The 20147-nt window shown below is 67.5% G+C and carries 13 protein-coding genes; 5 read left to right on the top strand and 8 right to left on the bottom strand.

The genetic code is table 11. From position 1 onward, the window contains the following. Positions 1–2 precede the first annotated feature (2 nt). Both N7367_RS10875 and N7367_RS10870 read left to right on the top strand, forming a co-directional pair. Positions 3–650, top strand: a complete 648-nt coding sequence (locus N7367_RS10875; RefSeq protein ID WP_053520104.1) for a protein-L-isoaspartate O-methyltransferase — start codon at positions 3–5, stop codon at positions 648–650. Between the two features lie 16 nt (positions 651–666). Next, positions 667–2025 carry a TolC family outer membrane protein gene (locus tag N7367_RS10870; protein WP_065175111.1) on the top strand — a complete coding sequence of 453 codons (1359 nt, stop codon included), beginning with the start codon at positions 667–669 and terminating at the stop codon, positions 2023–2025. A 69-nt stretch (positions 2026–2094) separates the two neighbouring features. Here the strand turns inward: N7367_RS10870 and N7367_RS10865 are convergent, their stop codons facing one another. Both N7367_RS10865 and waaA read right to left on the bottom strand, forming a co-directional pair. After that, a complete protein-coding gene (locus N7367_RS10865; protein ID WP_279942377.1) occupies positions 2095–3285 on the bottom strand; it encodes an amino acid transporter in 1191 nt (396 codons plus the stop codon). A gap of 214 nt (positions 3286–3499) precedes the next feature. Next, positions 3500–4798 carry a lipid IV(A) 3-deoxy-D-manno-octulosonic acid transferase gene (waaA, locus tag N7367_RS10860; RefSeq protein WP_111186158.1) on the bottom strand — a complete coding sequence of 433 codons (1299 nt, stop codon included), beginning with the start codon at positions 4796–4798 and terminating at the stop codon, positions 3500–3502. 60 nt (positions 4799–4858) lie between these two features. Here waaA and N7367_RS10855 point away from each other — a divergent pair, with 60 nt between their 5' ends. Then, entirely contained in the window at positions 4859–5776 is a 918-nt protein-coding gene (locus N7367_RS10855) for an LpxL/LpxP family Kdo(2)-lipid IV(A) lauroyl/palmitoleoyl acyltransferase (RefSeq protein WP_053517401.1), read from the top strand. A 27-nt stretch (positions 5777–5803) separates the two neighbouring features. Here the strand turns inward: N7367_RS10855 and N7367_RS10850 are convergent, their stop codons facing one another. The 4 genes from N7367_RS10850 to N7367_RS10835 all read right to left on the bottom strand — a co-directional run bounded on the left by N7367_RS10850 (position 5804) and on the right by N7367_RS10835 (position 11316). Beyond that, positions 5804–7147, bottom strand: a complete 1344-nt coding sequence (locus tag N7367_RS10850; protein ID WP_279942376.1) for an O-antigen ligase family protein — start codon at positions 7145–7147, stop codon at positions 5804–5806. Next, a complete protein-coding gene (locus tag N7367_RS10845) occupies positions 7128–8243 on the bottom strand; it encodes a glycosyltransferase (RefSeq protein ID WP_065181722.1) in 1116 nt (371 codons plus the stop codon). Before N7367_RS10845 ends, N7367_RS10850 begins: the two co-directional genes overlap by 20 nt. 13 nt (positions 8244–8256) lie before the next feature. Beyond that, positions 8257–8454 carry a zinc-finger domain-containing protein gene (locus N7367_RS10840; protein WP_053517405.1) on the bottom strand — a complete coding sequence of 66 codons (198 nt, stop codon included), beginning with the start codon at positions 8452–8454 and terminating at the stop codon, positions 8257–8259. Between the two features lie 120 nt (positions 8455–8574). Beyond that, positions 8575–11316 (bottom strand): TonB-dependent receptor, encoded by a 2742-nt coding sequence (locus N7367_RS10835; protein WP_080375260.1) that lies wholly within the window; start codon positions 11314–11316, stop codon positions 8575–8577. Between the two features lie 447 nt (positions 11317–11763). Here N7367_RS10835 and N7367_RS10830 point away from each other — a divergent pair, with 447 nt between their 5' ends. After that, complete coding sequence (locus tag N7367_RS10830; protein ID WP_279942375.1) at positions 11764–15108, top strand: GH92 family glycosyl hydrolase; 3345 nt, start codon at positions 11764–11766, stop codon at positions 15106–15108. A 4-nt stretch (positions 15109–15112) separates the two neighbouring features. Beyond that, on the top strand, positions 15113–15859 hold the full coding sequence (locus N7367_RS10825) for a basic secretory protein-like protein (RefSeq protein ID WP_279942374.1): 747 nt from the start codon (positions 15113–15115) through the stop codon (positions 15857–15859). A 96-nt stretch (positions 15860–15955) separates the two neighbouring features. Here N7367_RS10825 and N7367_RS10820 read toward each other — a convergent pair whose 3' ends face one another. Together N7367_RS10820 and N7367_RS10815 are read right to left on the bottom strand one after the other, a co-directional pair. Then, a complete protein-coding gene (locus N7367_RS10820) occupies positions 15956–18247 on the bottom strand; it encodes an NADP-dependent malic enzyme (RefSeq protein WP_065175119.1) in 2292 nt (763 codons plus the stop codon). Between the two features lie 230 nt (positions 18248–18477). Further along, positions 18478–19821 (bottom strand): dicarboxylate/amino acid:cation symporter, encoded by a 1344-nt coding sequence (locus tag N7367_RS10815; protein ID WP_053517411.1) that lies wholly within the window; start codon positions 19819–19821, stop codon positions 18478–18480. Between the last annotated feature and the right edge of the window lie 326 nt (positions 19822–20147).

Genomic DNA, 20147 nt, shown 5'->3' with positions numbered 1-20147 from the left:
TCATGACGATTGATTACGCCCACGCCCGCGAACTGATGGTGGAACAGCAGATCCGTCCCTGGGACGTGCTGGACATCAAGGTGCTCGACGTCCTGGCCCGCCTGCCGCGCGAGGCCTTTGTCGCCGACGCGCACCGGGCACTGGCCTACGCCGATGTTGAACTGCCGATCGGCAATGGCCAGAAGATGATGAAGCCCGTCATCGAGGGCCGTACCCTGCAGGCGCTGGACCTGCAACCGGGTGACGAAGTGCTGGAGATCGGCACGGGCAGCGGCTTCCTGGCCGCCTGCATCGGCGCGCTGGCGCGCGACGTGCTGAGCCTGGAGATCGATCCGGAACTGGCGACCGCCGCGCGTGCGCGGCTGGATGCCTCCGGCCTGGGTACCAACGTCCGTGTGGAAGTGGCTGACGCGCTGGCGTGGCAGACCGAACGTCGCTTTGACGTGATCTGTGTCACTGGTGCCGTCAACGTGGTGCCGTCACAGTTCGCCTCGTGGCTGCGTCCGGGTGGTCGCCTGTTCGTGATCCAGGGCCGTTCGCCGGCGATGGAAGCGCTTCTGATCAAGGCCGATGGCAGCACCGAATCCCTGTTCGAGACCGATATCGATTACCTGCGCGGTGCCGCCCCGGCACCCCAGTTCCACCTCTGAGTCCAAGGAAGCCGCAATGATCCGCCGATCCCTCGCTGTTGCGCTGGCCACTGCCCTGCTGCCGTTGTCTGCCCATGCCGCTGACCTGTTGCAGGTCTACGAGATGGCGCGCAATGGCGATCCGCAGCTGTCGGCCGCCGAATCCACCCGGCTGTACGACAAGGAAGGCGCCGTGCAGGCGCGCGCTGCCCTGCTTCCGCAGATCAACGGCCAGGCCACGCTGAACCGCACACGCAGCGAAGCCAACGCCGATGCCAATACCGGCACGGTCAGCAGCAAGCGCCGCAACTACACGATCGACGGTTCGCAGACCCTGTTCAACTGGACGCAGATCAACAACCTGCGCTCGCAGCGCGAACTGAGCAAGGCGGCTGACTTCACCCTGGATTCGGCCAACGACAGCCTGATCGTCCGCACCTCGGCGGCCTACTTCAACGTGCTGGTGGCGATCGAATCGCTGAATGCCGCACAGACCAACGAAGCGGCCGCGAAGAAGCAGTTCGACTTCGCCGACAAGCGCCTGGAAGTGGGCCTGGCGCCGATCACCGACGTGCACGAAGCGCGCGCGCAGTATGACCAGGCGCGCGCCAACACCATCGTCGCGCAGAACACCCTGGCCGATAACTACCAGGCGCTGACCGAACTTACCGGCCAGCCGGTGCTGAACCTCAAGGGGCTGCCGGCCGACTTCCGTCCCGAAGTGCCGGCCAACCGCGGCAACATCGATGAACTGGTGCAGCAGGCGACCAGCCAGAACCCCTCGCTGAAGGCGCAGGAGCTGAAGGTCAGCGCGGCCGAGGCCGGCGTGCAGGCCGCCCGTGGCGCTCACTACCCGACGCTGTCGCTGGGCGGCAGCTGGGGCAAGACCGCGACCTGGGGCGACAGCACCGGTTCGGGTTCGCTGTCCCCGGATGCGCGCACCAACAGCATCGGCCTGACCCTCAGCGTGCCGATCTTCGCCGGCGGCGCCACCCAGTCCGGCGTGCGCCAGGCGCTGGCCCAGCGTGACATCGCCCAGGATGGCTACGAGCAGCAGAAGCGCGCGCTGGATCGCAACACCCGCAATGCCTACCAGACCCTGGTGCAGGGCATCAGCGAGGTGGAAGCACGCCGCCTGGCCGTCGTCTCGGCACAGAGCGCGTACGACGCCTCGCAGGTCGGCCTGGAAGTGGGTACCCGCACGGTGCTGGACGTGATCCAGAACCAGCGCATCCTGTTCTCGGCACAGCTGGACTACGCGCAGGCCCGCTACACCTTCCTGCAGAACCGCCTGCTGCTGAGCCAGTCGCTGGGCGCGCTGGACGTGGCCGAACTGCAGGACATCAATCGCCTGCTGACCCAGGACGCGGGCAATCCCGCCACGACCACGCAGTAAGTCGTCACCCGCGTTGACGGAAAGCCACCCGACCGGGTGGCTTTTCTGTTTGTGCAGCTGCGATGTGATCTAGCGCAGGAGCGGCAGCAGGCACAACGCTGCTGCCGCCATGCCCAGCACGGCGTCGGCAGGCGAGCGCGTCACCTCGCTGCGCCGCTGAAGTCCTCCCAGGCACACGGCGGCCACCACCAGCAGTCCCACCGGCCCCGGCATCGTCGGCAAGACGCCGGCCGGCAGCCACAGCGCCAGCAGGGTCGCCAACAGGATGATCGCCACGGTCGCCACGCACGCCGCCGGTGGGTCGCCCTCGTTTCCAAGCGGCCACAGCGGCAGCGCCAGCCGCGTCGCCAGCATCAGCAGCACCAGCTGCAGCGCCGCCAACCCTGCATAGCCTGCCAGCGGCAGCCACGGCAACATCCAGGACAACTGGGGATGGCTTCGCAGCGCAACCGTCAAGGGCCGGCTGCTGGCCAGCGCTGGATAGTCGACCAGGCCCGCCTGCAGTGCGGCCAGTGCGATCAGCATCAGCGTCGCCGCGACGAGCACCATGAGCATCGTCAGTGGGCGTCGCGCCAGCCCGCCAACAGGCACCCCGGGAACACCCAGTGCCAGGCCGGCGCTGGCAAAGATGCCCAGCAGCGGCACAGCCGCAGCGAGCACGCCTCCCAGGCCGAAGCGATACGGTGCAGTGGCGGGGGGAACCCATGGGATCCAGTGCGCGTAGTGCACATACCGGGCCGCCAGCGCCAGCAGCAGCACGCCGATGCCGATCTTCACGGTCAACAGCGCACACACCAGCAGCACCGTCCGCGCCGGTCGCATCAGCGCGGTGGCTCCCAACAGCAGCAGGCCTGCAGCGGCCGTCACCTGCACCGGCAGCGTACCGGCGCTGGATGCGCTCGCCGCCGCCAGTGCCGCATGCAGATGGCCAGCCCCGGACTGCGCCGCACCCGCCAGCGTCGCCGTGCACTCCAGCAACAACGCCAGGCACAGTACGCGGGCAATCGACCGCCCCCAGCCGGCCACCAGCAGGCCATGCAGGCCATCGGCCATATCCGCCTGCGTCACCACCCTGTACAGGCGTGCCAGCACCAGCGCCGCACCGAGGGCTGCGAGCAGCAGACTGAGAACGACGGCCGGCCCCGCCTGCGCCGCCGTGTACTGACCGACCCGTGCGATGACACTGCCACCGAGCAGCAACGTCATCAGGATCACGCCCAGATGATCCATTCCAAGCCGATGGCCATCGCTGCCGCTCATCTCAAGCTCCCTTGATGCCGTCCAAGCACGGTCGACATCAGGCTGGCAGCCTGTGTTGGCAATCGATAGTCAATTTGCATCTGCATGCCGCGAGGTGTGATCCGAGGCACGTTGCGGCGTCGGCAATCGGTCCTGCGGCGACAGAACAATGGCCGTCAAGCAGGCTTAATCCAGTTGATCGCGACAGTACGGCGGCGAGCGCGCCGCGTGCGGCTCAGCCGCGGGGCGGTGGCAGGTGCGGGGCCACCAGCGCCAGCGTCCGCTGCAGCGCGCCGCGCCCATTGCTGACCAGCGTGCATCCAGCGTGCGCCATGTCCTCGCGGGCCTGCGGATCCTCCAGCAGGTGCTGCAGCAGACCGCCGACCGCCTGCACGTCTTCGCCGATCAACAGCGCACCGGCCTCGCGCATGCGCCGCGAGATCTCCGAGAAATTGTGCAGGTGCGGACCGGTCACCGCGGCAGTACCCATCGCCGCCGGCTCCAGCAGGTTGTGGCCACCGATCGGCTGCAGGCTGCCGCCGACGAAGGCGACCTGCGCACAGCCATAGAACGGCATCAGTTCACCGAGGGTGTCGATGATGAAGGCGTCGGTATCGGCGGACGGCCACTGCTGCGCACGGCGGGTCGCCACGTTCCAGCCCTGCTCGCGCGCCAGCGCCTCCACCTTCGGGAAGCGCTCGGGATGCCGGGGTGCCCACAGCAGCAGCAGGTCCGGATGGTGCTGGCGCAGGCGCCGGTGCAGTTCGATCACCGCCTGCTCTTCGCCATCATGGGTACTGGCCGCGATCCAGACCGGTCGCGTGTCCGGCACCCGTGCGTGGAACTGTTCGATGAAGGCCTGCACGTCCGGCGTGGCGATGTCGAATTTGAGGTTGCCCAGTGCCTGCACCTGGTCAGGCGCCGCCCCCAGCTGCACGAAGCGCTCTGCGTCGTCCTGCGACTGGGCTGCCACGCACGTCACCGTGCGCAGCGCGCGGCGGATCAGCGCGGCCAGCAGCCGGTAGCCACGCAGCGAACGGGCCGACAGGCGGGCATTGAGGATGTAGACCGGAATGTCGCGGTCACGGCAGCCGAACAGCATGTTCGGCCACAGCTCGGTTTCCAGGATCAGCGCCAGGCTGGGCTGGAAGTGGCCGAGGAAACGGTTGACGCTGCCGGGCACGTCATACGGCAGGTAGACGTGGTCCAGCGCATCGCCCCACAGCGCGCGCACGCGCTCGGAGCCGGTGGGGGTGATGGTGGTGATGACCCAGCGGATATCCGGGCGCTGCTGGCGCAGGGCGTTGACCAGCGGCGCGGCGGCGTTGACCTCGCCCACCGAGACCGCATGCAGCCAGACCCGTGGCTGGCCGCTGGGCTGGGGATAGGAGGCGTAGCGCTCGTCCCAGCGGCGGAAATACTCACGGACCCGGAAGCCGCGCCAGACCAGGTGGTACACGGTGATCGGCAGCAGGATGTAGAGCACGACCGAATACAGGCCGCGCAGGATCCATTCGACAGGGTCTTTGCGCATGCGGCAAGGATACGGGACACCCCCGGGAAAGACACGCAACCGGATTGCTAGAATGGCGCCATGTCCGATGCCTCCACTGCCGTCCGCCCGTCACTGCGCGATCCCCGCAACTGGCCGATGTTCGCCGCCATGTACGGCGCTTTCGCCATCGCCCGCCTGCCGTGGATGCTGCAGCGCGCCCTCGGTCGCGGGGTGGGGTCGATCGCCTGGCGCCTGGCCGGAAGCCGTCGCCGTGCAGCCGAGGTCAATCTCGCACTGTGTTTCCCGGAAAAGGACGATGCCTGGCGCAAGCGGTTGGTTCGCGACAGCTTCGATGCCCTGGGCGTGGGCGTGTTCGAGTGCATCCGTGCCTGGTGGGGCAGCATCGACAGCATCCGCCCGCAGGTGCAGATCGAAGGGCTGGAGCACCTGCGGCAGATGCAGGCCGAGGGTCGCGGCGTGCTGCTGGTGTCCGGGCACTTCATGACCCTGGAGATGTGCGGCCGCCTGCTGTGCGACTACGTCGACCTGTCCGGCATGTACCGCAAACACAAGAATCCAGTGTACGAGTGGGCGGTGAAGTTCGGCCGCCTGCGCTATGCCAAGGCGATGTTCGCCAACGAGGACATCCGCGCCACCGTGCGCCACCTGAAGAAGGGCGGCTTCCTCTGGTATGCCCCCGACCAGGACATGCGTGGCAAGGACACCGTGTTCGTTCCGTTCTTCGGCCACACCGCCGCCACCATCACCGCCACCCACCAGCTGGCGCGGATGACCGGTTGCGCAGTCATTCCGTACTTCCACCGCCGCGAAGGCGGGAAGTACTTCCTGAAGATCGGCGCGCCGCTGGAGAACTTCCCGAGCGAGGATGTGGAAGCCGATACCGCGCGCGTCAACCAGGCGATCGAAGAGATGGTGCGCGAAGCCCCTGACCAGTACCTGTGGATCCATCGCCGCTTCAAGCGCCAGCCCGGCGGGCGCAGCGACTTCTACAAGTAGACCCAGGCACGCCTCGATCCGCCCGGATTACCTGCCCGTCTCCATCGCGCGTGAGGGCTCATCCACGTCACGCGCCAGCAGGCTGCCGGCAAACAGCGCCGCCAGCAGCACGGTCAGCCCACCCCAGAACGCAGAGTAGAACGCCAGGTGGGTGTTGAGCGGGAACACGGTGACCGCCAGCGCCAGCATCGCCGGCCGCGCCCGCTCGCGGGCCGCAGGCGGTGCGAAGCGCCACGCCCGCCAGGCCTGTGCCACGGCGGCCAGCCACAACAGCAGGCCCAGCACGCCGGTCTCGGCCAGGATCTCCAGCACGATCTGGTGCGCGTGCAGGGCCGGTTCCGCGCCCCACACCGCGGTTCCCTCCCCTGCGACGCAGGCGGGATACGCATCGCGGAAGCCACGCGCGCCGACACCGTTGATCGGATGTGCTTCGATCATGCAGGCCGCTGCGCTCCAGATCCGCGCACGCCCGGACAACGCCTGGTCGACGCCCGTCTCGCCCCCCTCCCAGGCCATCGTCGTGCGCAGCACGCGCTCGCGCAGCTGCGGCACGCTGGCAACCAGGGCTCCGGCCCCCAGGACCCCGACCATCGCCAACAGCGCCAGCCGCTTCCAGCCGAACTGGCGCATGCCGCTGTAGGCCAGCACGAGCGCGAAGGTGATCCACGAGGCGCGTGAGCCGGCCAGCAGCAACACACTGCCGAGGGCCGCAGCGGCCAGCAGCCAGCCGGCAGCACCGAAGCGGCGCGCCAGCGGCAGCAGCAGGAACGGCGACAGGCTGGCCAGCACCTGGCCGAATTTCAGGTTGCACGGGCCCAGTACGCCACTGAGCCGGTCGGCCAACGCCGCTTCATCGGCCGGGCACAGCGCACGCCCGCTGATTGCCAGTTTGAGCTGCTCCAGCGACCAGAACCATGGGCTGGTGCCGGCCACCGCCTGTACCAGCGCATCCAGCGTCCAGGCGCCGGTGATCACCGCCAGTCCACCCAGGGTGAGTCTGCGCCGCTCCGGCGTGGCCACCGCGATCGCTACCAGCCACATGAAGGGCAGGTAGCGCAGGCCTGCTGCTGCCTTGGTCCACGAGGCCGACGGGTCGATCGCATCGAATGCGGAAAATGCCTGCGGCAACCAGTAGCCGAGGAACAGGATCGAGGTCAGCGCCCAGGCCGCCGGGCTCAGCAGATGCGGCCGGCGCTGCAGGCGGCGGATGACCATGCGCACTGCGGCATAGATTGCACCCAGGCCCAGGACGGTCTCGGCGATGCCTGGCAGCGGCCACAACGCCACGTAGGCAAGCACCCACCAGGGCGCCCAGCGCCCGGCGCGTTCATCGCGCAGGACGGCTGCGGTGTCAGCCTGCGAGGTCGGCATAGAGACGGAGGGTATCGCGCTGCATGGCCTGCAGGGTAAACGGGATACGGCCCGGCAACGATGGCGGCTGCGCCAGAAGGGCCAGCGCACGTTCACCCAGTGCCTGCGCATCTCCCAGCGGCACCGCACCGGTGGGCTGGAGCTGCTGCAGCAGTTCGCCCACCCCACCGTGGTTCCAGCCGAGCACCGGTCGGCCCACCGACAGTGCTTCCACCACGGTACGGCCGAAGGCTTCGGGCTTGTCGGACAGCTGCAGCACCAGATCGCTGGCGGCATAGGCCTGGGCAATGCGGGCGGTCGGCGTGCTGATGTGGACCGCGTCTGCGATGCCGAGCGTGGCGGCCTGGCGGCGCAGGTCGGCCACATAGGCTTCGCGCCCCGGCTCGTCGGTGCCCAGCATCCACAGCTGCGCCGGCACGCCGGCAGCGCGGACGTCGGCCAGCAGCTGCAGCGCGTGCGCGTGCCCCTTCAGGCGCGTGCCACGGCCCGGCAGCAGCAGCAGCGGCCCGTCCACCCCGGCCAGCCACGGGTAGTCCGCCACCAGCGACAGGCGCGGCCGGCGATCACCGCGCGCCACCCGCGGGAACTGACTGACATCGACACCACGCGGGATCACCCGCAGGTGGTCCTCCGGCACGGTCGGATAGTGGCGCTGCACGTATTCGCGCACGCTGTTGGAGACACAGATCACGCGCTCGCCGCTGGTCATCACCGCGCTGTAGCGGCTGGGCGAGTTCAGCCCGTGCACGGTGGTTACCCAGTGCGGCCGCTGCGCCTGCGGCATCGCCCGGATCGCATACAGCCCCAGCCACGCGGGCAGGCGCGAGCGGGCGTGCACGATATCGGCGCCGACCTCGGCGAACAGGCGACGCAGGGTCGGCAGATGACGCAGGGTCAGCAGCGACTTGCGGCCGATATCGAGGGTGAGATGCTCGGCACCGCTGGCCAGCAGCGGTTCAACGAGGCGGCCACCGGCAGACACCACCAGCGCGCGATGGCCGGCTGCCACCAGTGCCGACGCGATTTCCAGGGTCGAGCGCTCGACGCCGCCGGAGTGCAGCGCCGGCAGCAACTGCACCACGGTCAGTCGACGCATCGGTGAAGGCCGTTCAGTCAGCCAGTACGAACACGGAACCGCAGTACGGGCACTGCGCTTCACCGTTGGGTTCGTCTTCGATCGCCAGGTAGACCCGCGGATGCGAGTTCCACAGCGCCATCTCCGGGGTCGGGCAGCTCAGCGGCAGGTCGCTGCGGTGCACGGTGTAGCGCTTCTCGGCGTTGGCGGGCGCGGTGGCGGTATGGCTCATGGCGGATGTCGATGAACGGATTGCGAGGCCTGCGATTCTAGCACCTGGGGCGGCGACCCGGCCGCCCCTGTCCTTTCCTGGCCCCCGCCCCCTGACAGCCGGGACCTGCCAGCGCCCGGCCTACTGGAAGTCCAGCGACAGCTCCAGGAAGGCCGAGCGGCCATAGGCGTTGTAGATGCCCTGGTCGTAGTACGGCCAGTTGCCGTTGCTGCGGTCGATCGGCGGCATCTCGTCGGTCAGGTTGTTGACCGTCAGCAGCAGGCTGGCCAGGTCATTGATGCGGTAGCCGACCGTGGCGTTCCAGGTGGTCCATGGGCCGATGTTGCGCTGCTCGCCACGGCTGTCCCAGGTGGGTGCGTTGCGCACGCCGAACGCGCTGGCGCTGAACGGCCCGCGCTTCCAGTTCACGCCCAGCGTGGCCCGGTACTGCAGTTCATTGGAATTGCCGCAGCACAACTGGTCGTAGACCGGATCGCCTTCCTTGTCCTGGGTGGTGTGCTTGAGCGGGCGGTAGTAGCCCGCATTGACCGTGAAATCTCCCACCGACGACGTACCCCAGCGATAGTCCAGCGCTGCCTGCACACCGGTCTGGCGTTGGCTGGCGATGTTGATCGGGTAGGAGAACACCTTGTCCACACCGTTGGGGTTGAGCGGATCGGTGGCCGGCTTGCGCTGCACCTGGCCCAGGACCTGCTGGCAGGTGGGCGAGGTGATGTCGAAGCGGGTCTGCCCGTTCTCCGATACGCCCAGCCGGCAGTTGGCCTCGGTGTCAAGGATGCTGTCGGTGCCGAGGATGCGCACTTCGTTCTCGATCACCACCGAGTTGTAGTCCACCGACAACGTCAGCGCGTTGTCCAGTGTCGACCACACCGCACCATAGGTGAACGTGCGTGCAGTGATGTCCTTCAGATCGCGGTTGCCGGTACTGGAAGACAACACCGCCAATCCGGACTGCTCGCAGTCATCGAAGTTGTCGGAGGTGTAACCGGCCTGGCGGCACTGGTAGAGGTCGGTGTTGGTGGTATAGCCGCTGCTCTCGCGGGAGAACAGATAGAACATGTCCGGCGAACGGAACGCAGTGGCGTAGCTGCCACGCAGCAGCAGCGATTCGATCGGCCGGTATTCCAGGCCAAGCTTCCAGGTGGCCTTGCCGTTGCCGCCACCGCCCTGCAGGGCGTACTTGTCGTAGCGGCCGGACAGATTGGCGCTGAAGGTATCGATGATCGGCACCTGCAGTTCCGCACCCAGCGCGTACAGATCCCGCTGGCCCTGCGCCGAGGTGCCGGCGGTCTGCCCGCGGAACAGCACACCGGCATCGGGATCGGCCGACTGGTTGAAGAACTTCTCGCGCTGGCCCTGGGCGATCAGCGCGAAACCGACGTCGCCGGCCGGCAGGGTGAACAGCGAACGATGGGTCAGCAGTGCCGTCACTGCTGTGCGCGACGCGCTGGATGCAGCACGGTTGAGGCCGCTGAAGCTGTCGTACTGGTCACGGGTGATCGGCTGGTACAGGCGCGACAGGTCCGGTGCGTAGACCTCGTAGCCATCCTGCATGCCCAGCATCGGCCCCAGGTAGTAATCGTCCACGCCGTTCCGGGCGAGGAAGTCGGTGGATTTGCGGGTGACATCGGTGCTGGAACGGTTGACGTAGACGTCGTAGTCGAAGCTGCCCAGCACGCCACGCACGCCGGCGGTGACGTTCAGCGATCGCGTGTAGACGCGCTGGTCCTTGGCATCCAGGCCGACTTCCTCGGGCGCGTAGATGCGCTGCCACTGCTCGTACTGGCCGCTGGTGCGGTTGTAGAAGGTCTTGTTCCAGAACGGGCTGCCACCGCTGTAGGTCGGCCGGCTGAAGCCGAACAGGATGTCCGAGTACAACTCGGTATCCGGGCTGAGGTGATAGCGCAGGAAGGTGGTCGCGTTGACGTCCTGGCTGGCGTTGTACAGCGACGCGGTGCCGACGTTGTCGGGGGTGCCGCAGTAGTAGCCACCGCCGGAAATGTCGCGGTGCGCGTACACGGTGCTGCCACCGAACAGATTCGACAGCGGCGCGCAGGTGGCCGCGCCCGGGTCGATGTAGGCGTTGGGCCCCTGGCGCATGCGCAGGAAGCTGCGCGATGGATCCTGCGGCCCGGTCGGGTTGTCGTTGACGCTGTCGATGCGGCTGCGGTCGAAGGCGTAGATCGCCTTCTGGTTGGTGTATTCCAGCCCGTAGCTGATATCGAGGTTGCCGAAGGTCTGTCCACTGCTGGCGCTGAAGCGCTGGCTGGAACCGCCGCCCTGGCTGTAACCACCGACGCGGTAGCGCAGATGGGTGCCTTCCACGCGGTCTTTCAGCACGATGTTGACTACGCCGGCCACGGCCGACGAGCCATACACCGAGGACTGGCCACCGGTGAGCACATCGATGCGTTCGACCATGCCCAGCGGGATGTTGGCAATATCGGCGATGCTGGTGTTGCCGTTGTAGGCCAGCGGATAGCTGTTGATCGGCCGCCCGTTGATGAGGGTAAGGGTGTAGCTGGGGTCCAGACCGAACAGGCTGATGGTCTTGGCGCCCGGAGTGTAGAAGCCGGTTCCCTGGGAATCCTGCACCGACCCATTGGAGACCGGCAGCGAGCGCAGCGCATCGAACACCGTGGTGAAACCCTGCGCCTGGATCTGCTCGGCGGTGATGGTCGTCACCGGTGAGGGGCCCTCCACCTGCGCGCGCGGAATGAGCGACCCGGTCACCGTGACCGCATCCAGGTCGCGCGTACGCGGCGGATCGGCGCCCTCCCCTGCGTTGGAGGACTGGGCCTGCACGGCCAGCGGCGACAGCAGCAGCGAAGACATCAACAACGACAGCAACCTCGGTTTCATCAAGCGCTCTCCAGAGACGGATGACGGTCCTGCCGGTGGGGGACGGACGGGAGGGTCGTGGATGGACGGTGGTGACGGGCAGCAGCAGCAAGCGCAGGCCGCCCGCCCGGATCAGGGCATGCAGGGTGTTCCGGGACAGATGGAAGGGTTGGGATCGGGACGGGAAGGACGCCGCATGGACCCCGGCCACTTTTAAATCGATCCAATCCACTCTGTCAATAATTTGAAATGAAACGTTTTTCCCGTATTTGGATCGAACTAATTACCCTTGTCAGGGGCAACGCACTGAGGCAGGATCGGGGCCACTCCGACGACCCGATCGCATGGCCCGCCCCCACCGGACCGGCATCGCTCCTTTCCACCGCCCTTGGGCGGCGGGCGCGATGCTGGCCGTGGTACGTGCCGATGCGGGTCCTGCCTGCCGCCTGCCCTTCCGGGAGACCCTGCATGACCCTGTCCGATCCGCGCCGCGCCCTGCTTCCGCTCGCCCTGGCCCTGGCCTGCGCCACGCCCGCCCTGCCCGCAATGGCACAGGGCCTGCAGACCTCGTTCGAAGCAGGTGAGCCCGCACCGGCCAAGGCCGGCGGCGCGCTGCAGGTGCAGATCGGCACCGGTCCGGCGGCGCCGTATGCGGCCAAGCGCAACGCCGGCTACAGCGGCCTGCGCGCGCTGCACTACCAGGCCGACGGCGGCGCGGCGCGGCGCGACCTGTTCAGCACGGACCTGACCATCGACGCCGACACCACCCTGTCCTGGCTGGTGCTGCCGGAGATCGTCGACAAGGACACGGTGGCCTCCACCTACGTCTCGCTGGACCTGCGCCTGGACGATGGCAGCCGCGTATCGGCCAGCTCCGCGCGTGATCAGCACGGCATCGCCGTGGGCGCGCGTGCGCAGGGCGATTCGAAAACGCTGTATCCGCAGCAGTGGGCGCGCAAGGCCGTACGCCTGGGCGATGTGCCTGCGCTGCGCGGCCGCCGGGTGGTCGCCATCGAGCTGGAAGTGGCCAGCGCCGACGGTGCGCCGGTGTCCGGCTGGATCGATGACGTGCGCCTGGATGCGCAGCCGCGGCAGGTGCCGCAGCGGGTCTCGGACTGGGTGCTGACCACCCGCGGTACGCAGGCCAACGGCACGTTCTCGCGCGGCAACAATTTCCCGGCCACGGCGATGCCGCACGGCTTCAACTTCTGGACCCCGGTGACCGATGCCGGTGCACTGAACTGGCTGTACCGCTGGAACGAGCAGAACGATGCGAACAACCGCCCGCAGCTGCAGGCGCTCGCGCTGAGTCACCAGCCCAGTCCCTGGATGGGCGACCGCCAGACCTTCCAGGTGATGCCATCGGCCAGCCGCGGTGTGCCCGAGGCCGACCGCAGCAAGCGGGCACTGTCCTTCGACCGCACGCACGAGAACGCGCGCCCCTACCGCTACGACGTGCGCTTCGACAACGGCATCGCCGCCTCCATCGCGCCGACGGACCACGCCGCGGTCTTCCGCTTCGATTTCCCTGCGGAAGGTGATGCCAACCTGCTGTTCGACAATGTGGACGCACGCGGCGGGCTGACACTGGATGCGGCCACCCAGACACTGTCCGGCTACACCGACACGCGCAGCGGCCTGTCCAACGGTGCCGGCCGCATGTTCGTGGTGGCCCGCTTCGACCGGCCCTGGCGCAGCAGCGGACGCATCGACAGCGGCCGCCCGACCGGCTACATCAAGTTCGATGCCGGCAGCGATCGCCGCGTCACCATGCGCATTGCCACCTCGCTGATCTCGCTCGAACAGGCGCGGCACAACCTTGCTCTGGAGATTTCCGCCACGGATACGCTGGAAAGCGTGGCCGGCCGCGCCCAGGATGCCTGGGATGCGCGCCTGGCCCGCTTCGATATCGGCGATGCCACGGACGACCAGAAAACCACGCTGTACTCCAGCCTCTACCGGTTGTACCTGTATCCCAACTCCGGCCACGAAAACGTCGGCAGCGCTGCCGCCCCCGAGTGGCGTTACGCCAACCAGGCCAGCGCCAGCGAGAACAACACCGATGGCAGTGACAGTCGCACCTTCAGTGGCGTGCGCGATGGCCGGGTGTTCGTCAACAATGGCTTCTGGGATACGTTCCGCACGACGTGGCCGGCGTACGCACTGTTCACGCCGGAGGACGCCGGCCAGCTCGTGCAGGGTTTCATCGAGCAGTACCGCGCGGGCGGCTGGATCGCCCGCTGGTCATCGCCGGGCTACGCGGACCTGATGGTCGGCACCAGTTCCGACGTGGCCTTCGCCGACGCATGGCTGAAGGGCGTCGGCGGTTTCGATCCCGCCGAGGCCTATGCCGCGGCGCTGAAGAATGCCACCGTGGTACCGCCCGATCGCCATGTAGGGCGCAAGGGCATGGACCGCTCGACGTTCCGCGGCTATGCCAGTGCCGACGTGCATGAAGGCATGTCATGGACGATGGAAGGCGCGCTGAACGACTTCGGCATCGCCAACATGGCCGAGGCACTGGCCAAGCGCGCGACCACCGCCGCGCAGCGCGAGCGCTACAGCACCGAAGCCGACTACTTCCGCTACCGCGCTGCCGGCTACGCGACCCTGTTCGACCCTGCCGCCGGCTTCTTCCAGGGCCGCAAGGCGGACGGCAGCTGGCGCGTGGACGCCAAGGACTACGATCCGCGCGTGTGGGGCCACGACTACACCGAATCCAACGGCTGGACGTTCGCCTTCACCGCCGCGCACGATGGCGAGGGCCTGGCCGCGCTGTACGGTGGCCGCGACAGGCTGGCCGCCAAGCTCGATGCCTTCTTTGCCACGCCGGAGACCGCCGATGCAGCGTTTGCAGGCTCCTACGGCGGCATCATCCATGAGATGACCGAAGCGCGCGACGTGCGCATGGGCATGTACGCGCACAGCAACCAGCCGGCGCACCATATCCCGTGGATGTATCTGTACGCCGGGCAGCCCTGGAAGACCCAGCAGCACGTGCGCGAGATCCTGTCGCGGCTGTACGTGGGCAGCGAGATCGGCCAGGGCTATCCGGGCGATGAGGACAATGGCGAGACCTCTGCATGGTACGTGCTGGCTTCGCTGGGCCTGTATCCACTGCGGATGGGCGCGCCGGAATACGTGATCGGCTCCCCGGCATTCAGGCACGCCCGGGTGGAACTGCAGGGTGGCGCGGTGCTGACCGTCAACGCGCCGCAGAACTCCGCGGAGAACGTCTACGTCCAGTCGCTGAAGATCAACGGAACGCCATGGACCCGGACCTGGGTACCGCACGAGGTGATCGCCAAGGGCGCGACGCTGGACTTCGAGATGGGCCCGCAGCCTTCGCGCTGGGGCACAGGCGCCGACGACGTGCCCCGTTCGCTGACCGCACCGGGCCAGCGACCGCAGATGCTGCACGATCTGCTGGGCAGCAGCACGCGCGCTGCGCTGGCCGATGGCCGCGCCGTGCCCGCGCTGTTGGACGACGATGCGACCACGGCCGTTCCGCTGGGCGCGGGTGCCACCCTCATGCTGAGCGCCGTGGGTGACGGCGCGCCGACGATGTATACGCTGACCAGCGGCGAAGGGCCGATCCGGGGGGCCGGATGGACCCTGGAAGCCCGTAACGGCGACGACCGCTGGACCACGCTGGACCAGCGGCGTGGCGAAGACTTCAGTGCTGCGCGGCAGACCCGTCCGTTCCGCATCGCCTCGCCCTCACGCTATGCCGAGTACCGCCTGCGCGTAACTGCGCCGGGACGCCTGCAGCTGGCTGAGATCGAACTGCTGTCCCCCTCCACTGTACGGTGACCCCATGCGCATTCGCCTGCTGACCCTTGCACTTGCTGCATTCACCCTGCCCGGCATTGCGCTGGCCCAGCCGTCGCAGCCCCGGGCCTTGGATGGCCAGTTCACCCGCGAAGGCATCACGTTGCACTACCAGGATGCGACCGGTGCGCTGGCCGCACCGGCACGCCAGCGCATCGTCGATACGTTCTATTCCGCCTACCTGCGCGAACGGGCGGACTTCCACCCGGCGGCACCGGCCGAGGTGCACATCGTGATCGATCCGGCCTACGACGGCGTCGCCTACGTGGGCGAGAAGGACAAGGCGAGCACCATCACCATCAACCCGGGCTGGCTGGTGAAGCACCCCGATGACATCGACCTGGTGACCCACGAGGCGATGCACATCGTGCAGGGCTACCCGAGCTACGGCGACACGCGGGTACCGGGCTGGCTGGTGGAAGGCATCGCCGACTACGCCCGCGACCGCTACGGCACGGACAATGCCGCAGCGGGCTGGGCGCTGCCGGAAAAAGTGGGCAAGGGCCAGAGCGTGGAAAGCGGCTACCGGGTAACCGGGGCCTTCCTGAAATGGGCCGAAGCTGGACACCCCGGCCTGGTGCTGGCGCTGGACAAGGCCCTGCGCAACGGCCAGTACACCCTGGCGCTGTGGCAGCAGCACACCGGCAAGGGCCTGCCGGCGCTATGGGCCGAGTACGCCAAGCCGCGTTCGGATGCCCCGCCGCCGGCACCGGCACGAGGCGGCAAGCGCTGAGCGGTTGCGCCGGGCCATGCCCGGCGGAATGCCTGATTTGCCGCGCTGCGCGCTCGCCGGGCATGGCCCGGCGCTACCGATCGCGGTGACGAAGGATTACGCCTTCTTTTCCGCTTCCAGCTGCTTGCGGATCTGCGCATCGACCGCAGCGATGGCGGTCATGTTCAGGATGCGGCGCGAGGTCGCGCTGGTGGTCAGGATGTGCACCGGCTTGTTCACGCCCATCAGGATCGGGCCGATCGCCACGCCATCGGTGAATACACGCACCAGGTTGTAGGCGATGTTGGCCGCTTCCAGATTGGGCAGCACGAACAGGTTGGCGCGACCCTGCAGGGTGGAACCCGGCAGCAGTTTCTGGCGCAGCGCCTCGTCCCAGGCGGTATCGCCCTGCATCTCGCCGTCCACGTTCAGGCGCGGATTGCGCTTGAGCAGCAGCTCGCGGACCTGGCGCATCTTCAGCGCGTCCTTGGAATCGTGGCTGCCGAAATTGGAGTGCGACAGCAGCGCCACCTTCGGTTCGATGCCGAACAGTTTCATGCGGTACGCAGCCTGCAGGGTCGCCTCGCAGATCTGCTCGGCACTGGGATCTTCCTGCACGTGCGTGTCGACGAAGAAGAACACGCCCTGCTGGTTGATGACGCCGGTCATCGCCGAGGTCGAGGTGACCTTCGGCTCCAGTGGCAGCACGCTGCGGACATAACCCAGCTTCTTGTGGAAACGGCCGACGATGCCGGTCAGCATTGCATCGGCTTCGCCACGCGCGACCATCACCGCGGCGATCAGGGTCGGCCGCGAACGCATCAGGTTCTTCGCCGCCGCCACGGTGACGCCGCGACGACCGGTCAGCCCGTGGTAGTACTGCCAGTATTCGTTGAAGCGCGGATCGTCATTGATGTTGGTGATCTCGAAGTGCTCACCGGCCTTCAGGCGCAGGCCCAGGCGCTCGATGCGCGCTTCGATCACGTCCGGCCGGCCGATCAGGATCGGATGTGCGAGCCCTTCATCGACCACGTTCTGCACCGCCTGCAGCACCACTTCCTCTTCGCCTTCGGCGTAGACCACGCGCTGCTTGTCGGTGCGTGCACGGTCGTACACCGGCTTCATCATCAGGCTGGTGCGGTAGACGAACTGGGCCAGCTTGTCACGGTAGGCGCCCATGTCGGCGATCGGCCGGGCGGCCACCCCCGAGTCCATCGCGGCCTGGGCCACGGCAGCGGACAGCTCCACCAGCAGGCGGCGATCGAACGGGCGCGGGATCAGGTACTCGCGGCCGAAGCTCGGGGTTTCACCGCCGTAGGCCGAGCCCATGTCGGTCGCGGCGCGGCGTGCCAGTGCGGCGATGGCGCGCACGCAGGCGATCTTCATTTCCTCGTTGATCGCGGTGGCGCCCACGTCCAGCGCACCGCGGAACAGGTACGGGAAGCACAGCACGTTGTTGACCTGGTTCGGGTAATCCGAACGGCCGGTGCCGATGATCGCGTCCGGACGCGCCGCACGCGCCACTTCCGGCATGATTTCCGGGGTCGGATTGGCCAGTGCGAAGATCACCGGGTCCGGCGCCATGGTCTTGACCATTTCGGCGGTGAGGATGCCGGGTGCCGACAGGCCCAGGAAGATATCCGCGCCGTCGACGATCTCGGCCAGGGTGCGCTTGTCGGTGTCGCGTGCGTAACGCTGCTTTTCCGGGTCCAGATCGGTACGACCGGTGTGGATCACGCCCTCGCGGTCGAACGCCAGGATGTTCTCCGGCTTCAGGCCCAGCTGCACCAGCATGTTGACGCAGGAAACGCCCGCCGCGCCCATGCCCGTGGTCGCCAGCTTCACCTCCTCGATCTTCTTGCCGGTGATCGCCATGGCGTTCAGCACCGCCGCGCCGACGATGATCGCCGTACCGTGCTGGTCGTCATGGAACACCGGGATCTTCATGCGCTCGCGCAGCTTGCGCTCGACCACGAAGCATTCCGGCGCCTTGATGTCTTCCAGGTTGATGCCGCCGAAGGTCGGCTCCAGCGAGGCGATGATGTCGACCAGCTTGTCCGGATCGGTTTCGTCCACTTCGATGTCGAACACATCGATGCCGGCGAACTTCTGGAACAGCACGCCCTTGCCTTCCATCACCGGCTTGCCGGCCAGTGCGCCGATGTTGCCCAGGCCCAGCACCGCGGTGCCGTTGGAGATCACCGCCACCAGGTTGCCGCGGGCGGTCAGCTCGCTGGCCTGCTGCGGGTCGGCCTTGATTGCTTCACAGGCGTACGCCACGCCCGGCGAGTACGCCAGCGACAGGTCGCGCTGGGTCAGCATCGGCTTGGTCGCGGAGACCTTGATCTTGCCCGGCGGGGACATCCGGTGGTAATCGAGGGCGGCCTGTTTGAAATCTTCGTTGGACATCGACGTTGGATACATGAATGGGCAAGAGGGACAGGGGATCATACCCCCGTTGGGGCGCCCGGACCTGTCGCTATCCTGTCGCAGGCATGCTGCGACCGCACAATTCCCTGGCGTATGCGACAACCTGGAGCCACCAGCTTCGGCGCTGCCCATGACAGCCATGGGACGCCTTGAAACGCCGCGGGGCCGCACCACTCACGTGACCGGCCCCGCGGTACTACACACCTGGATCAGCCCTTGGCGGGCAGTGCCTCCGGCACGGCATCGACCGGCGGCGGCAGTTCGCTTTCGCGACCATCCAGCGCCAGCTTCAGGCGGTCACGGTCCAGTGCGCCTTCCCAGCGCGAGACCACCACCGTGGCCACGGCATTGCCGATGAAGTTGGTCAGCGAGCGGCATTCGCTCATGAAGCGGTCCACGCCGAGGATCAGCGCCATGCCGGCCACGGGCACTTCCGGCACCACGGCCAGGGTGGCCGCCAGGGTGATGAAGCCGGCACCGGTGACGCCGGCCGCGCCCTTGGAGCTGAGCATGGCGACCAGCAGCAGCGCGATCTGGTGGCCCAGGGTCAGTTCGGTGTTGGTGGCCTGGGCGATGAACAGCGCCGCCAGGGTCATGTAGATGTTGGTGCCGTCCAGGTTGAACGAGTAGCCGGTGGGGACCACCAGGCCCACCACCGACTTGCTGCAGCCGGCCCGCTCCATCTTCTCCATCAGCGACGGCAGCGCCGACTCGGACGAAGAGGTACCCAGCACCAGCAGCAGTTCGGCCTTCAGGTAGCGCGCCAGCTTGAACACCGAGAACCCGCACAGGCGGCAGACCACGCCCAGGATGACCGCCACGAACAGGAAGGCGGTGATGTAGAACGAACCGACCAGCCAGGCCAGGTTGATCAACGACCCCACGCCGTACTTGCCGATGGTGAAGGCGATCGCGCCGAAGGCACCGATCGGAGCAGCCTTCATCAGCATGTGCACCAGCTTGAACACCGGAGCCACCAGCGCTTCGAGGAAGTTCTGGATCGGCTTGCCCTTCTCGCCGACCGACGCCAGCGCGATGCCGAACAGCACGGCCACGAACAGCACCTGCAGGATGTTGCCGTCCACGAAGGCGCTGATCAGCGTCTTCGGGATGACATCCATCAGGAAGCCGACCAGGGTCAGGTCATGCGACTTCTCGACGTAGCTGTGCACCGCGGTCTGGTCCAGCTCGGCCGGGTTGATGTTCATGCCCGCGCCAGGCTGTACCACGTGGGCCACGATCATGCCCACGACCAGCGCCAGCGTGGAGAAGAACAGGAAGTAGGCCATGGCCTTGGCGAACACGCGGCCGACCGTGCGCAGATGGGTCATGCCGGCAATGCCGGTGACGATGGTCAGGAAGATCACCGGCGCGATGATCATCTTCACCAGGTTGATGAAGGCATCGCCGAGCGGCTTCATCTTCTCGCCGATCAGGGGTTCGTAATGGCCGAGGATGGCGCCCAGGACGATCGCCACGATCACCTGGAAGTACAGCTGGCGGTAGATCGGCAACGGCTTTGCAGGCGCCGGGGCAGCGGTCGGGATGTGCATGGCGGACTCCGGGGAAGGGCGTTTTCAGGCACGTACGGCCCCGGAACTGCATGGGAGCCGATACCGTGGAAGCTGGTCACCGCCCCCTCGCTCCACGCGCAGGGTGGCGACCAATGGACGCCTTTGTACGCGCCGGGCACGCCAACGCAGATAACCTATTGGTACTAGCCCCCCGGTTCAGGTGGCCGGGACCCCTAAACTGGCCCGGCATCGCACCGCGCCGGGAGGCCGGTGGCGCGGGCTGAACGGCCCGTGGCGTCCCTGCCCAAGTTCCGGCCCTGGCGGCCGTTGTTGTCCTGACCCTACGCAATCCGAGAGAGCCGCAC

The organism is Stenotrophomonas sp. GD04145, from assembly GCF_029835135.1.
Classification (GTDB): Bacteria; Pseudomonadota; Gammaproteobacteria; order Xanthomonadales; family Xanthomonadaceae; genus Stenotrophomonas; species Stenotrophomonas maltophilia_P.
Note: the sequence above shows the minus strand (reverse complement) of the source record. Positions and strands in the feature narration are given on the sequence as shown.

Bases quoted from the DNA above. Each gene is read 5' to 3' on its own strand.
- N7367_RS10875 (WP_053520104.1), top strand. From the start codon at position 3: ATGACGATTGATTACGCCCACGCCCGCGAACTGATGGTGGAACAGCAG.
- N7367_RS10870 (WP_065175111.1), top strand. From the start codon at position 667: ATGATCCGCCGATCCCTCGCTGTTGCGCTGGCCACTGCCCTGCTGCCG.
- N7367_RS10865 (WP_279942377.1), bottom strand. From the start codon at position 3,285: ATGAGCGGCAGCGATGGCCATCGGCTTGGAATGGATCATCTGGGCGTG.
- waaA (WP_111186158.1), bottom strand. From the start codon at position 4,798: ATGCGCAAAGACCCTGTCGAATGGATCCTGCGCGGCCTGTATTCGGTC.
- N7367_RS10855 (WP_053517401.1), top strand. From the start codon at position 4,859: ATGTCCGATGCCTCCACTGCCGTCCGCCCGTCACTGCGCGATCCCCGC.
- N7367_RS10850 (WP_279942376.1), bottom strand. From the start codon at position 7,147: ATGCCGACCTCGCAGGCTGACACCGCAGCCGTCCTGCGCGATGAACGC.
- N7367_RS10845 (WP_065181722.1), bottom strand. From the start codon at position 8,243: ATGCGTCGACTGACCGTGGTGCAGTTGCTGCCGGCGCTGCACTCCGGC.
- N7367_RS10840 (WP_053517405.1), bottom strand. From the start codon at position 8,454: ATGAGCCATACCGCCACCGCGCCCGCCAACGCCGAGAAGCGCTACACC.
- N7367_RS10835 (WP_080375260.1), bottom strand. From the start codon at position 11,316: ATGAAACCGAGGTTGCTGTCGTTGTTGATGTCTTCGCTGCTGCTGTCG.
- N7367_RS10830 (WP_279942375.1), top strand. From the start codon at position 11,764: ATGACCCTGTCCGATCCGCGCCGCGCCCTGCTTCCGCTCGCCCTGGCC.
- N7367_RS10825 (WP_279942374.1), top strand. From the start codon at position 15,113: ATGCGCATTCGCCTGCTGACCCTTGCACTTGCTGCATTCACCCTGCCC.
- N7367_RS10820 (WP_065175119.1), bottom strand. From the start codon at position 18,247: ATGTCCAACGAAGATTTCAAACAGGCCGCCCTCGATTACCACCGGATG.
- N7367_RS10815 (WP_053517411.1), bottom strand. From the start codon at position 19,821: ATGCACATCCCGACCGCTGCCCCGGCGCCTGCAAAGCCGTTGCCGATC.